This is a genomic window from Chryseobacterium gwangjuense, from assembly GCF_021311115.1.
In the GTDB taxonomy this organism is placed as follows: domain Bacteria; phylum Bacteroidota; class Bacteroidia; order Flavobacteriales; family Weeksellaceae; genus Chryseobacterium; species Chryseobacterium gwangjuense.
On the sequence record NZ_JAJTNP010000001.1, the window covers coordinates 586,991 to 599,733 of the forward strand.

Annotated in this window: 13 protein-coding genes; 7 read left to right on the forward strand and 6 right to left on the reverse strand. The window is 36.6% G+C overall.

Translation table 11 applies throughout. From position 1 onward, the window contains the following. Positions 1–259: 259 nt before the first annotated feature. The gene (locus tag LV842_RS02630) at positions 260–523 is read right to left on the reverse strand and encodes a helix-turn-helix domain-containing protein (RefSeq protein ID WP_233109906.1); all 264 of its coding nucleotides are present in this window, start codon (positions 521–523) and stop codon (positions 260–262) included. Between the two features lie 170 nt (positions 524–693). Then, positions 694–1,371: a YceI family protein gene (locus LV842_RS02635; protein WP_233109907.1), complete on the reverse strand. Its 678-nt coding sequence runs from the start codon at positions 1,369–1,371 to the stop codon at positions 694–696. A gap of 259 nt (positions 1,372–1,630) precedes the next feature. Here LV842_RS02635 and LV842_RS02640 point away from each other — a divergent pair, with 259 nt between their 5' ends. From LV842_RS02640 to LV842_RS02650, 3 genes are all read left to right on the forward strand, one after another. Continuing rightward, positions 1,631–2,038: a hypothetical protein gene (locus LV842_RS02640; RefSeq protein ID WP_233109908.1), complete on the forward strand. Its 408-nt coding sequence runs from the start codon at positions 1,631–1,633 to the stop codon at positions 2,036–2,038. A 198-nt stretch (positions 2,039–2,236) separates the two neighbouring features. Next, entirely contained in the window at positions 2,237–4,360 is a 2,124-nt protein-coding gene (locus tag LV842_RS02645) for a Tex family protein (RefSeq protein WP_233109909.1), read from the forward strand. A 481-nt stretch (positions 4,361–4,841) separates the two neighbouring features. Then, complete coding sequence (locus tag LV842_RS02650) at positions 4,842–6,725, forward strand: serine hydrolase (protein ID WP_233109910.1); 1,884 nt, start codon at positions 4,842–4,844, stop codon at positions 6,723–6,725. Positions 6,726–6,851: 126 nt separating this feature from the next. Here the strand turns inward: LV842_RS02650 and LV842_RS02655 are convergent, their stop codons facing one another. Continuing rightward, on the reverse strand, positions 6,852–7,028 hold the full coding sequence (locus LV842_RS02655; RefSeq protein WP_039369265.1) for a histone H1: 177 nt from the start codon (positions 7,026–7,028) through the stop codon (positions 6,852–6,854). 182 nt (positions 7,029–7,210) lie between these two features. Here LV842_RS02655 and LV842_RS02660 point away from each other — a divergent pair, with 182 nt between their 5' ends. Continuing rightward, positions 7,211–7,456, forward strand: a complete 246-nt coding sequence (locus LV842_RS02660; RefSeq protein WP_233109911.1) for a hypothetical protein — start codon at positions 7,211–7,213, stop codon at positions 7,454–7,456. Between the two features lie 4 nt (positions 7,457–7,460). On the opposite strand, the gene LV842_RS02665 is transcribed toward LV842_RS02660, so the two are convergent. Beyond that, positions 7,461–7,814, reverse strand: a complete 354-nt coding sequence (locus tag LV842_RS02665) for a DUF488 domain-containing protein (RefSeq protein ID WP_233109912.1) — start codon at positions 7,812–7,814, stop codon at positions 7,461–7,463. A gap of 321 nt (positions 7,815–8,135) precedes the next feature. Here LV842_RS02665 and LV842_RS02670 point away from each other — a divergent pair, with 321 nt between their 5' ends. Beyond that, complete coding sequence (locus LV842_RS02670; protein ID WP_233109913.1) at positions 8,136–8,981, forward strand: class I SAM-dependent methyltransferase; 846 nt, start codon at positions 8,136–8,138, stop codon at positions 8,979–8,981. Between the two features lie 250 nt (positions 8,982–9,231). Here the strand turns inward: LV842_RS02670 and LV842_RS02675 are convergent, their stop codons facing one another. Beyond that, positions 9,232–9,969 (reverse strand): SDR family oxidoreductase, encoded by a 738-nt coding sequence (locus LV842_RS02675; protein WP_233109914.1) that lies wholly within the window; start codon positions 9,967–9,969, stop codon positions 9,232–9,234. 136 nt (positions 9,970–10,105) lie between these two features. After that, positions 10,106–10,690: a TetR/AcrR family transcriptional regulator gene (locus LV842_RS02680; RefSeq protein WP_233109915.1), complete on the reverse strand. Its 585-nt coding sequence runs from the start codon at positions 10,688–10,690 to the stop codon at positions 10,106–10,108. 555 nt (positions 10,691–11,245) lie between these two features. Here LV842_RS02680 and LV842_RS02685 point away from each other — a divergent pair. Next, the gene (locus LV842_RS02685; protein WP_233109916.1) at positions 11,246–11,545 is read left to right on the forward strand and encodes a hypothetical protein; all 300 of its coding nucleotides are present in this window, start codon (positions 11,246–11,248) and stop codon (positions 11,543–11,545) included. Beyond that, complete coding sequence (locus LV842_RS02690; RefSeq protein WP_233109917.1) at positions 11,542–12,642, forward strand: glycine-rich protein; 1,101 nt, start codon at positions 11,542–11,544, stop codon at positions 12,640–12,642. Before LV842_RS02685 ends, LV842_RS02690 begins: the two co-directional genes overlap by 4 nt. The last annotated feature ends 101 nt before the right edge of the window (positions 12,643–12,743 follow it).

The following is a 12,743-nucleotide window of genomic DNA, read 5'->3' on the forward strand; positions in this document are numbered from 1 at the left end:
AATATCATTTTTACTTCACACTGAATAGATTTATAGAATAAAATAATTGTAAATTTTATTCCTTTTTTATATCATTTTATCTATTGGTGAGGTTTCTGAGGCAAAGATATTCCTGTATAGCGACAAAGGGTGTCGTGTTATAAATCGTTATTAGTATGAGTATCGGAGTAGTTTTCGGTTATTTAAATTGATTGGATTTTAACAGCCCGTCAAAAATTTTTAAAATTTTTGACACCCCTCTGGGAGAGGGGAATTTCTTTTATTTTTTGAGGAGGTTTTTGAAAAATGATTTGGGATAAAATATTTTTCTTCCGATTTTAACATAGGGAATATTGCGGGATTTCCGGATACGGAACAAGGTACTATCGCTGATATTTAAGAGCCTTTTCACATCGGCACTGTCATAGTAGAGGGAATCGTTGTATTGATTTTTCTGCAGGGTTTCCAGCAGTTGTTCAAAAATGGCCAGCATGTCAGCCAATAGCTCCTCATCATACATGGGAGTACTTGCTTTTTTCTTCATAATTGTGTTTAGTGTGTTTTTATATCAAACGTAAGGGAATTACTATTTTTTATTTTTGTTTTCAAAATAAATTGTACTCCCCACAGAAAAGACAGTCCGGGACGAATTTTTCACCCACAAAAAAAGCTGCCTTATAAAAAGCAGCTTCAAGATTTATATCTAGCAATTAATTATTTTTTCGCTTTTACATCTACAGCGATTTCGATGTCTTTGTTGATCATCCATTCTGCAGGATCTGCTTCGGAAGTTCCGAATTTGATTCCCCAATCTGCTCTGTTTACAGTGAATTTAGCCTGGATAGCTGCTGAACCTTCTGTAACCTCTACTTTTGCAGGGAAAGTAACGTTCATTGTTTTTCCTGATAACGTAAGGTTTCCGCTTACGGTTTTGTTTGCTCCTGCAACTGCATCTTTTGGTGCTTCTTTAAGATCTGTTACACTGGTAATTTTAAAGTCTGAAGTCGGGTTCTTTGCCGTATCGAAGAAATCAGGATTCTTTAAGTGAGCCTCAAGATCTGCAGGTTTTTTATCTTTTTCAGTTACTGAAGCAGGATCTACTTTGATAGAGTTCATATCGATCACAAAGTTTCCGGCAGCAACGTTTCCGCCTTCGATGCTTAAGTCACCAGATTTTACGGTAAGAGTTCCCCAACGAGGAGCCATTCCTCCTTTATGGAAGGCTTTCCAGTTCACTACAGAAGCTACTGTATCTACAGCCAATACTTCACCTTTGCTTTCTGCTACTGCCTGTTCTGTTCCGGTAGCCGCCGCATCAGCCGATTTACTTTTATCACAAGATGCTGCCAACAATCCGATTCCTACTAATGCAATTACACTTAATTTTTTCATATTATTTTTTTGTTTAAATGTTTTTAAAGTGGTTAAATATAAGATTAATTCAAATATTCACCAACCTTGTTAATTATTATCGCAGCAAATATAAATAGTCTGTTTGCTTAAAATTCTTAACATACATCAAGAAAAATGGGTAAAGCTTTAGTTTCATCATCAATAAACACTTTCCGGATATTCTCTCTTTCGGATTAAAAAAATGTAAAATTTGATTATTTTAGCATTTCAAATAAATAACTTCTAAAACGTAATACCCATGAAAAAACTTTTTACTCTTTTTTTAATAATCCTTAGCTTCTCTGCTTTTGCCCAGACTTTAAAATACGGTGATTATACGGTAACCATCAGTAATATTTCGACCGACGAATATGATACGACCATGTTTGATATCAAAAGTCATATTGTTGAATACAGCGGTGATTATGTAATCTATAAAAAGTCTGAAAAAATTGCTGAACAAAAATTTTCAGCAATGGATATGGAAAACGTAACTACTGTAAATATTAAGAACAGTGACGTATCCGGAAACACTGTAACGTACGAAAAGGAAACTAAATTGTACGAATTCATGGGTGAGGAAAAAGCCCTGAAAAAAGCTAAAAATCTAAAAGATATTATTTTGAACAGTATTGCTTATTATGCAGAATTAAGCTATTCTAAATAGTACACTCCCCTATTTCTACAACGACATTTACTCATGTAACGGGTAAATGTCGTTTTTTTATACGAGATTCTCATCTATACTTTTACCTGATCTTATTATTTTAACTGGAAAATTAAAGCTGAATCTCTTTTCATTAAACGGATGAAAATTTCTTTTTCCTATAAAAAAGTCTGTATTTTAGCCCATCAAAAATTTTCAATGAACACGACAAGCTATATACAGCAAACTCTCAATATATCGGAAAAAAGCATCAATGCCACTTTAGAATTACTAGCAGAAGACTGCACGATTCCTTTTATTTCCCGTTACCGAAAAGACAAGACCGGAAATCTGGATGAAACCCAGATCGAACAGATTTCTAAGCTTAACAAACAGTTTGAAGATATCGTAAAAAGAAAGGAAACGATCTTAAAATCGATTGAGGAACAAGACGCTTTATCTCCGGAACTGAAACAAAGAATTGAGGAGAGTTTCGATATTCAGGAGCTTGAAGATTTGTATTTGCCTTTCAAAAAGAGAAAGAAAACCAAAGCTGATGCCGCAAAGGAAAAAGGACTGGAACCTTTGGCCAAAATCATTATGAGCCAGAAAAACGATGACGTATTGTTTTTGGCTTCAAAATATGTAAATGATCAGGTTTCGTCTGAAGAGGAAGCTCTACAGGGTGCCAGAGACATCATGGCAGAATGGATCAACGAAAATATGTATGTACGAAAAAACCTTCGCCGTTTGTTCCAGAGAAAGGCCGTAGTGACTTCTAAAGTAGTAAAGGCAAAGAAAGATGAAGAAGATGCTCAGAAGTTCTCGCAGTATTTCGAATGGGAAGAAAACCTCAACAGAATCCCTTCTCACCGATTGCTGGCCATGCTGAGAGCGGAAACGGAAGGTTTTGTAAAAACCAATATAGGAATCGATAAAGAGGAAGCCATAGATTTTATTGAGAATGCCGTTATTAAGTCCAATAATGAAACAGCAGAACAGATTTCGTTAGCGATTAAAGACAGTTACAAAAGATTACTGGAGCCGGCTATTTCCAACGAAACGTTACAGGAAGCCAAAGAAAAAGCGGATAAAAAAGCCATTGAGATTTTCTCTGAAAATTTAACGCAACTGTTATTGGCTCCGCCATTAGGAGAAAAGAGAATTCTTGCCATCGACCCGGGTTATAAAAGCGGCTGCAAAATCGTTTGTCTGGATGAAAAGGGAGATCTGCTTCATAACGAAACCATTTATCCTCATGCCCCACAAAACGAAAGCGGAATGGCGATGAAAAAAATCCGTTCGATGGTGAATGCCTATAATATTGAGGCCATCTCTATCGGAAACGGAACAGCAAGCCGTGAAACCGAGTTCTTCATTAAAAAAATCGGATTTGATAAACCGCTACAGGTTTTTGTAGTTTCGGAAGCCGGAGCATCGGTATATTCTGCCAGTAAAATCGCAAGGGATGAATTCCCGACCTATGATGTGACGGTTCGTGGTTCAGTTTCCATCGGAAGAAGATTGGCAGATCCGTTAGCCGAGCTGGTAAAAATTGATCCGAAATCTATTGGAGTGGGACAATATCAGCATGATGTAGACCAGACCCAACTGAAAAACGAATTGGATTCTACGGTAATGAAATGCGTAAACTCAGTCGGAATCAATCTCAATACGGCAAGTAAGTCTTTATTAAGCTATGTTTCGGGAATCGGTGAGAAAATGGCAGAAAATATCGTTAATTACCGTGCTGAAAATGGTGCCTTCGAAGACAGAAAACAGCTGAAAAAGGTTCCGAGATTAGGAGAAAAAGCTTTTCAGCAGGCGGCTGCATTTGTAAGAATTAGTAATGCTAAGAATCCTCTGGACAATTCTGCGGTGCATCCTGAAGCGTACGGAATTGTTGAAAAAATGGCAAAAGATTTAGGAATTAAAACGCATGAACTGATTGCCAATAAAGAAAAAATTGCACTGGTACAGCCAGAAAAATACATCACGGAAGACATCGGTATTTTAAGTATTAAAGATATTTTAAAAGAACTTGAAAAACCGGGACTGGATCCAAGAAAAGCAGCAAAGGTTTTTGAATTTGATCCTAACGTAAAAAGCATTAAGGATTTAAAAACGGGAATGATCTTACCGGGAATCGTGAATAATATTACGGCTTTCGGATGTTTCGTAGATTTAGGAATTAAAGAAAGCGGATTGGTCCATATTTCTCAGTTAAAAGACGGTTTTGTTTCTGACGTCAATGAAGTCGTGAAACTCCATCAGCACGTTCAGGTAAGGGTTACAGAAATTGATGAAGCCAGAAAGAGAATTCAGCTGAGTATGATTTTGTGATGATACTTTAGGCATATCTCTTTGTATTATGTTGTGGTTGGTGAGAAGTGAAAAGTGAATGGTGAATGGTGAATGGATAATAGAAAATAAAAGTATTACAAATGCTGTTATTATTCTAAATTCCTTCCAAAAGATTAACAATTAAGATAATTACAGGGTAAGAAAAACAAAAGGCATTAAAGAATAATTTATAAAAACCACTGTTTAAGACTTTTAAACAGTGGTTTTTTATTTACAATCTATATTTCTTCTTTTATTTCATTTTCATTTCGTAAATTAGTCATTACAAAATCGACACTTATCCTATTATATTTTTAAGAAAACACTAATCCACCTATTACTATTTTTCCTCAGCATTTTACTGGTTTGTTTATAAAACGCTTAAAATAACCATTACTATTGTTTAAAAGGCTTTTTCAGAAACCAGCTCAGCGTCTTCTCAAGACGATAACCATTCACACTTAACTTCAATTTTTTGACCATGAAAACTAAAGTTACTTTCAGCCATAGGTTGATTCATTTGTGGGCTCTGTTATCGAGCCTTGGATTGTTTGCCAATTATATTGCAAGACATAATATGACCGGTAGTGAGTATCAGTCTGAATTTAATAAATACTCCGGTGACAAAAAAATGCGGCTTATGGACGTAAGTGGTTATGCCGTAAACGGTACCGTCTATTATGCTGCCATCTGGAGTACCAATACCGCCGGTCCTGACTGGACAGCCCGCCACGGATTATCTGAAGCCCAATATCAAGCAGCAGTTACCGATTTAAAAAATAAAGGCTACCGTCCCAATAGAATCAGTGCTTTTTCTGTAAACGGAACTCCTTATTTTGCCTGTATCTTTTTTAAACCTTCCGGAGCCTGGGTTGCACGGCATAATCTTACCCCCGATCAGTATCAGGCAGAATTTAATAATTGGAATAAGGAAGGATATCGTCTGATAGAAGTATGCGGATACACCAAAGGAGGTGCTACCCGATATGCTGCCGTTTGGGAAAAATCTTCGGGTCCTGCTTCTATTGCACGTCATGGAATGACCTCTGAAATATATCAAGCCGAATTCAATAAGCAATGGAATAACGGCTATGTCCCGGTAAGAGTAAGCGGATTTGAGGTTGCCGGAGAAGACCGATATGCCGCGATTTGGGAAAAATCGGCAAGCGGAACGTATGCCAGACACAGAATGACGAATCAAAACTATCAGGCTGAGTTTGATAACGGATGGTATCAGGGAATGCAGCTTACCCATGTCTGTGGATATACAGTAGGCGGTAAACCCAGATTTGCAGCTCTATGGAAAGGCGGATCACTAAGCTTCAATGACACCAAACTCATTTACGACAAAGTAAATGCCTATATGCAAAATTCAGGAATTCCAGGGCTTTCTATTGCCGTAATGAAAGACGGAAAACTGGTCTGGGCAAAAGGCTTTGGCCTTATGAATACCTCGGAAGGCACCATGGTTTCCCCCAACAGCTTATTCCGTATTGCGAGTGTAAGCAAGCCTATTACTTCTGCTGCCATTATGAGACTCACCGAAACCACAGATCTGAAACTCAGTGACAAAGTTTTCGGACCTAATGGTCTTTTAGGAGATATCTGCAGCCAGCAAGGAGCCTGTACAGATGAAACAGATTTGGAAAAAATAACGGTTCAGCATTGCTTAGAGCATGCTACAGGGTGGGTAGACGATGCTGTCTGGAAAGAATACCAGCTCAACAATGCTGATATTATCAAGTGGGCCGCTAAAAACTACGCCCAACCCAATACACCGGGAGCAGAATTTAAGTATATGAATTTTGATTATTTTCTTCTGGGAAGAATTATTGAAAAGAAAAGCGGACAAAGCTATCAGAACTATGTAAAATCCAATATCCTAAGCAAATGCGGCATTAGTGACATGCATATCGGTGCAGATACACAGACTGCGCAAAAACCGAATGAAGCCACTTACTACGGAGGAAATCCTTACGATCTTAAACTTACGAGAATGGATGCCAATGGCGGATGGATCGGTAAACCGATTGACCTCTTAAAGTTTTTTGCAGGAATTGACAAATTACCCAACAGAACCGACGTTCTAAAATCCGGAACTATAGACGTAATGAGAACCATCTCTACCGCTAATAACGCCGGAGATTATGCTAAAGGGCTGAAAGTAAACGGCGACTGGTGGATGCATAATGGCTGTATGCCCGGAACACTGTCCAGTCTGGTTCATTTCAAAAACGGGATCAGTATCGCTATTGCTATCAACACAAGACCCAGCAACGACGAATGCACCTGGAACGGGATGTATCCTCTTATCGATGAAATTCAAAAAGCAGGCATTATATGGCCCAATTATGATTTGTTCTGATCCCGAAAAGCACAATATAACATTTACCATATAAAAGAGAGACCTTATAACAGTCTCTCTTTTTACTTTTTTCTTATGGTTAAAAGGCATAAAAAAACCGGCTAAAATAAGCCGGTAAAGAAATTTTTATTTTTTAGATTCTTCAACAGAAACTTTTCTGAAGTCTTTGAACAATTTGCTCAATTCTAAAGCTGCTTTACGAGCTCTTGTACCTGCTGCTTTGTTTCCTTTTTCAGCTTGTTGGTTTGCTTCAGTAGTGAAAGTTTCAAATTCCGCGTTGATTTTTTCGATTAGTTCTTTCATGTATTTAAAATTTTAGGCTGCAAATATAGGCTTTCAGGCGGATGTAGCCTAGTCTGATTAAAAAAAATTAATATTTAGTCACAAAAATTAATCAAAAAAATAAAAACATAAAGAAATACGGCCAAAACCTAGAGCAGCATTGAATTTTTTATTTACTTTTGAATCCTTTCAAAAAAAACATCATGAACAAAAAAATTTTAAGCTTTACACTTCTATTCTTGTGCATCACCTTTCTATCTGCTCAAATCAACATCACCCCTGAAAACTCGGAAAATGTAACCACAACGATTACTAAAAGCGGTATCGGATTAGGATCTGTCATTGCAGTAGTGGCATCCTGGGACAGAAATCAGTCAATTTTCTGGGCCATCATCCATGGAATTTTAGGCTGGTTTTATGTGGTATTCTTTGCACTAACGAGAGATTAAAATATTACATTAGAGATTCAAGATATCTTTTCAGTACAATTGGGTGACAATGTTTCTCATCTTTAGCTGCATATACCAAAGTAATTTTTTCCTGATTGATATGTTGTTGTAAAAACGTTTCGCCCAAATTACTACTACGGAGTTCCTGCATATATTTTACTGAAAACTCATCCCATCGATTTGGATCATGATGAAACCATAGTCTTAATTCTGTTAATGGGGCAAGGTCTTTATTCCATTCAGCGATGTCTGCCTTTTCTTTAGAAATTGCTCTTGGCCAAAGGCGATCTACCAAAATACGACAGCCATCTCCCGCCGAGGGTTGTTCGTAAATTCTTTTTAATGTGATTATCGACATTATACCTATGTTTTATACCATTAAAACAGCAAAATACATTCCTATTCAGATTACAGAAAAAACCAGTTTATTTCTTTAGTTTTCAATATTTTACAATTCCTTTTTTTTGAGTAACTTAGTGTTATCAAAAAAATATTGGCTTCATCCAGTCTGAATGAACGTTCAATTACCTCTCATCCGCACTCCGCCAATACTTTTTCAGAATGCATTATGCTCGTTGCAGCATAAAAACTTAAACCTAACCGCAAGATATTAACGATTTAAAATAAAGGGAGAAGCTGAAAACCCGAAAGAGTAAGCACCAATTAAAAACAATGACAAATGGAAACCCAACTAGAACAAATCCGCAATTTGCAAAAAAAAACATGGAATCAGTCTTCTCCCGGCTGGAAAAAATGGGATACGCTTGCAATGGACTTTCTTAAACCTGTTGGTGAAGAGATTATTCGAAAACTTACACCACAGGGCAATGACTATGTTCTTGATATTGCAGCCGGAACAGGTGAGCCAGGTTTGACGATTGCAGCCATGCTCGACAATGGAAAAGTTATTATGACCGACCTTGCAGAAGGTATGCTTGAAGTAGCCCGAGAAAATGCAGCTCAAAGAGGAATACAAAATATTGAAACCGTAGTTTGTGATGTAAGTGAACTTCCTTTTCAGGACAACACTTTCGACGTCATCAGTTGCCGCATGGGCTTTATGTTTTTTCCGGATATGCTAATGGCAGCATCGGAAATGATTCGAGTACTTAAACCCGGAGGACGAATAGCAGCATCGGTATGGAATGGACCCGATAAAAATCTCTGGTTCACCACAGCGATGTCCAGTGTAAATAGAAATATGACATTGCCGCCTCCATTACCGGGTGCTCCGGGAATGTTTCGCTGTGCTGAGGAAAATTTAATGGTCGATTTATTTTCAAAAGCAGGTTTCAAAAATATTTCCCAGAAAAACATAGAAGGTAAGCTGAACTGCGGTACAGCAGATGTTTACTGGAGCTTTGCGTCAGAAGTAATTGGCCCTGTTGTCAATTCATTAAGTACGGCAGATGATACAGTGAAGCAAAAAATAAAAGATGAAATTTATACGACCATAAATGACACTTACCCTGACGGTAACGTAGCTATCGATTTTAGTGCGAATGTGATTTATGGTGAAAAATAATTTGCCCGATAAAGGAAATAGATCGAATCATAAACCTATTTAATAGCTCCCTCTGTAAACATTATTACATACAAGAACAAAATATAAAGCCGTTGTTTCCATCTTTATCAGGATGGCTTATAGTTCTGTTGTATTCTAATAAAATTTAAATCAGCAAAGTGATTTTTGATATCAATGAATAAAAAAGCCCCTAAAATAAGGAGCTTTGTGATTGAATATGAATAAATCTTAAGAAGGATCTATGAAATTTCTAGTTATTAAAAGTAGCAAAAGCACCTTCTGAGTCAGCAAAGAAACTATTATAAACCAATTCTGTATTTCCTACACGAATTTCATAAATATCTTCCTGAAGAGCTTTCAGTAAATCATTGGCAACATCAGAAGCCGGAATTCCATTTTCTCTACCTCCTATTTCTACAGAAAAATCTGTGTTGACTAATGGCGGCATCAATTCGAAAACTTTTACATTTGTGTTTTTTGCCAATTCGTATCTCAACAGCCTGGTGTGAGAGTGAAGTGCAGCTTTCGAATCTGAATACGTAGGAACATGCGAACCGGGAACCAATCCGACAATAGACGAAACGTTGATGATAGCAGCTTCGTTTTGTTGTTTTAAAAGAGGAAGAAATTTATCTGTCAAACGAATCGGAGCAAAATAATTCGTAGTAAACTCAGCCAATGCTTTACTGTAAATATCTTCGTCATTTGCGAGGCTGTAAACATTAGCATTCCCGGCATTATTAATCAGAATATTGATACTTCCGAAAGTCGTCTTTACTTCTTCGTACAATCTGTTTATATCTGCTTCATTTGTAATATCTGCCTGTACCGTGAAGACATTTTTTAAATCTTTCGCTGCTGCCTCTAATCTTTCTTTTGTTCTTCCGACAATAATAATGGTATTTGCAGGGCTTAATGCTTTTGCAATTTCTAAACCAATTCCTGAACCTCCGCCGGTAATCAGAATAGTATTGTTTGTAATGTTCATAATAATTTGTTTTTGTTTATGTTATATTAAATTGTACCATTCAGTACAAAAATGAGTAAAAAAATTTTCAAAGAGTTGAAATTTCAAATTTCAATAAATTTATCTGTATCAAATGAGTCATCAATTCAGCTCTCTCCTACTCCAGCATCCTCAGGTTCATTTCAATAAGGGACCTAAGAATTTCGGGTGAATTTTCCATTCGTCTTGTCACATGAATTCCGTTCCAGAGATTGGTAAGGTGCCAAGCCAATATTTCAGGATCTTCCTGAGTTTTCACTTGTCCATTTTCACGAGCCTTTTTAATTGCTTTAGCGAAAATTTTCTGTAGACCTTTCAATAATTCAGCGGTTATTTTTTTGATTTCATCGTCTTTTTCGGAAAGCTGTACCAAAGCATTCCCAAGATAACACCCTTTTTCAATATCACAGTCAGTAGCTTCTGCAAGTCTTAAAAAAAACTGTCTGATAAATTCGATCTGATCTTCCGAATTTTCAATAGCCTGATTTATTTTTTGATTAAAATTTTCTGCAAACTGTTTGATTGAACGAACATATAATTCTTCTTTTCCCCCTTTAAACGCCAAATAAAAGCTTCCTTTTCCTATTCCCATGGCTGCCAATAATTCTTCCGCAGAAGCTGTGTCGTAGCCTTTTGTTCTAAAGACTTCGGTGGCTTTTGCTACTGCTTCCTTTTCATCGAATATTTTTGGTCTCCCTGCCATGATTCCTATTTTGATGAAGCAAAGGTATATAATTGTACCAAACAGTACAAAACAAATTTTTAAATATGTTTTATAGTTTTTGTCAATAAAGGCTAACTACCTTATTTCAGAATCATTTTATGTGACCAATCAATAAAGTAAGGAAAACAGGTTCCAAGAAAACTTTATTAATTAAATATGTAAAGTCACAATTTATGTCTAAGAATATTTATCTGTTTCAAACAATTAAAATTAGTCTCGATAATTTTCATAAAATTCAAAAAAAAAAAAACGGATAACATATTAGATTTATTTATTTTATTAAATATTTCTTATTATTTTTTTTCATATATTTAATTTATAATTACATATTTTAAATATATTTACTAATTCCTTATTTTAATATTTAAACACTATAGCCTATGAAAGAACATCTTTACAACATTACAAATCCTTTTTCCTTTAATTCAACCTAAAATTCAAAAACAGGAAATAAACTACAATCTAGCAACAACACATTTATTTAAATAAACAAGTAATGAATTGAATGTTTAATCAACTAATAATTGTATAAATGTGAAAAAAATCTACTTATTTTTTCTGGCCATTATACTATCAATGCAAAGTTTTGGGTTGCAGTATAAGTATGATGGTAGTGCTCCTTGTACAAGTAATACGATGTTATTTACAAGTGAGACAACTTCCAGTTTCAGACAATGGATATATTCTCCGTCTGATTTTGCTGCTGTATCTCTGCTAGGAAATATAGTAACTGTTTATATGAAAGCCTCTAGTAACCCAATCGCCAATGTAATGGTGAAAATGGGAGCAATGGGCTTAAAGTATATCTTTAATTCTTCAACTTTAAAATCATGAAAAAAAATACACAACAATCAAAACTTAAGATATTGGGATTAAAAACTAAAGCTTCGTTTTTAATATTATTTGGTACGATTTTATCTGCTACTCAAGTACAAGCACAGACTTTCTCTTATACAGGAGCTGTACAATCGGTAACCCTTGCTGCAGGTTCATATCAGATAGAAATGTGGGGTGCTGACGGAGGTGATGCCCTTAAGGGAACAGGCGGTAAAGGTGGCTATAGTACAGGAACTTTACAGGTTGCTGCCTCTACAACGTATTATATTTATGTTGGAGGTAAGGGAAGCACGGCAACGAGTTCAACACCAGGCGGATGGAATGGCGGTGGTAGCTGTTTAGGAACATATAGTACTGGTTATAACGGAGGAACCGGCGGTGGTGGAACTGATATTAGGACAACTCAAAATACTACCTATGCGGACAGAATAATTGTTGCTGGTGGCGGTGGCGGTGCTACCGGTTACAGTACTTATACCGGAAATGGTGGTAATGGAGGCGGTGCTACCGGAAGTAATGGTGGAAGTAGCCGTGGAGCAACTTATGCAGGTGGTGGTGGAAGTCAAACCGCAGGAGGTGTATCTGCAACTGGCGGGATACCCTCTTATTCTTTACCTGGAGCATTAGGAACTGGTGGAAACTATACAGGAACTTTGGGTGGTACTGCTGGTGGCGGTGGATATTATGGTGGTGGTAGCGGACACTGGGGAGGAGCTGGCGGCGGCGGTTCTTCCTACGTTGGCGGTGTAACGAGTGGTGTAACTATACAGTCTGGTCAAACCGGTTTTGTTACCAATCCTGATACTACGGGTAATGGGAGGGTTACTATCACTGCTTCTTTGTTGTCTACATCTGATGTAAGTAGAAAGAATGATATCCATATTTATCCCAACCCAGCGACAGATTTCTTAAGCGTAACAAAAGTTTCAGATAAAGCAACCTATACAATTTATAACGTTGCAGGGCAGGAAGTAAGTAAGGGGTCTATGAATGGTGGAACAATTAATGTTTCAGCATTGACAAAAGGTACTTATGTGATTGCTATTGAAGATAAAGGAAACAATTTGTTTAAATCTAAGTTTATTAAGAAGTAGTAAACTATTTAAATTTTGAAGAATCTGTTCTTCTACATTTGATAATGTAAACATTGGGATGTTTTTTTTTAAATGATTACGACTGTTTATAAAATGCTCAG

Coding starts and splice junctions, on each gene's coding strand:
- LV842_RS02630 (WP_233109906.1), bottom strand. CDS start 523: ATGAAGAAAAAAGCAAGTACTCCCATGTATGATGAGGAGCTATTGGCT.
- LV842_RS02650 (WP_233109910.1), top strand. CDS start 4,842: ATGAAAACTAAAGTTACTTTCAGCCATAGGTTGATTCATTTGTGGGCT.
- LV842_RS02675 (WP_233109914.1), bottom strand. CDS start 9,969: ATGAACATTACAAACAATACTATTCTGATTACCGGCGGAGGTTCAGGA.
- LV842_RS02670 (WP_233109913.1), top strand. CDS start 8,136: ATGGAAACCCAACTAGAACAAATCCGCAATTTGCAAAAAAAAACATGG.
- LV842_RS02690 (WP_233109917.1), top strand. CDS start 11,542: ATGAAAAAAAATACACAACAATCAAAACTTAAGATATTGGGATTAAAA.
- LV842_RS02640 (WP_233109908.1), top strand. CDS start 1,631: ATGAAAAAACTTTTTACTCTTTTTTTAATAATCCTTAGCTTCTCTGCT.
- LV842_RS02645 (WP_233109909.1), top strand. CDS start 2,237: ATGAACACGACAAGCTATATACAGCAAACTCTCAATATATCGGAAAAA.
- LV842_RS02665 (WP_233109912.1), bottom strand. CDS start 7,814: ATGTCGATAATCACATTAAAAAGAATTTACGAACAACCCTCGGCGGGA.
- LV842_RS02660 (WP_233109911.1), top strand. CDS start 7,211: ATGAACAAAAAAATTTTAAGCTTTACACTTCTATTCTTGTGCATCACC.
- LV842_RS02655 (WP_039369265.1), bottom strand. CDS start 7,028: ATGAAAGAACTAATCGAAAAAATCAACGCGGAATTTGAAACTTTCACT.
- LV842_RS02635 (WP_233109907.1), bottom strand. CDS start 1,371: ATGAAAAAATTAAGTGTAATTGCATTAGTAGGAATCGGATTGTTGGCA.
- LV842_RS02680 (WP_233109915.1), bottom strand. CDS start 10,690: ATGGCAGGGAGACCAAAAATATTCGATGAAAAGGAAGCAGTAGCAAAA.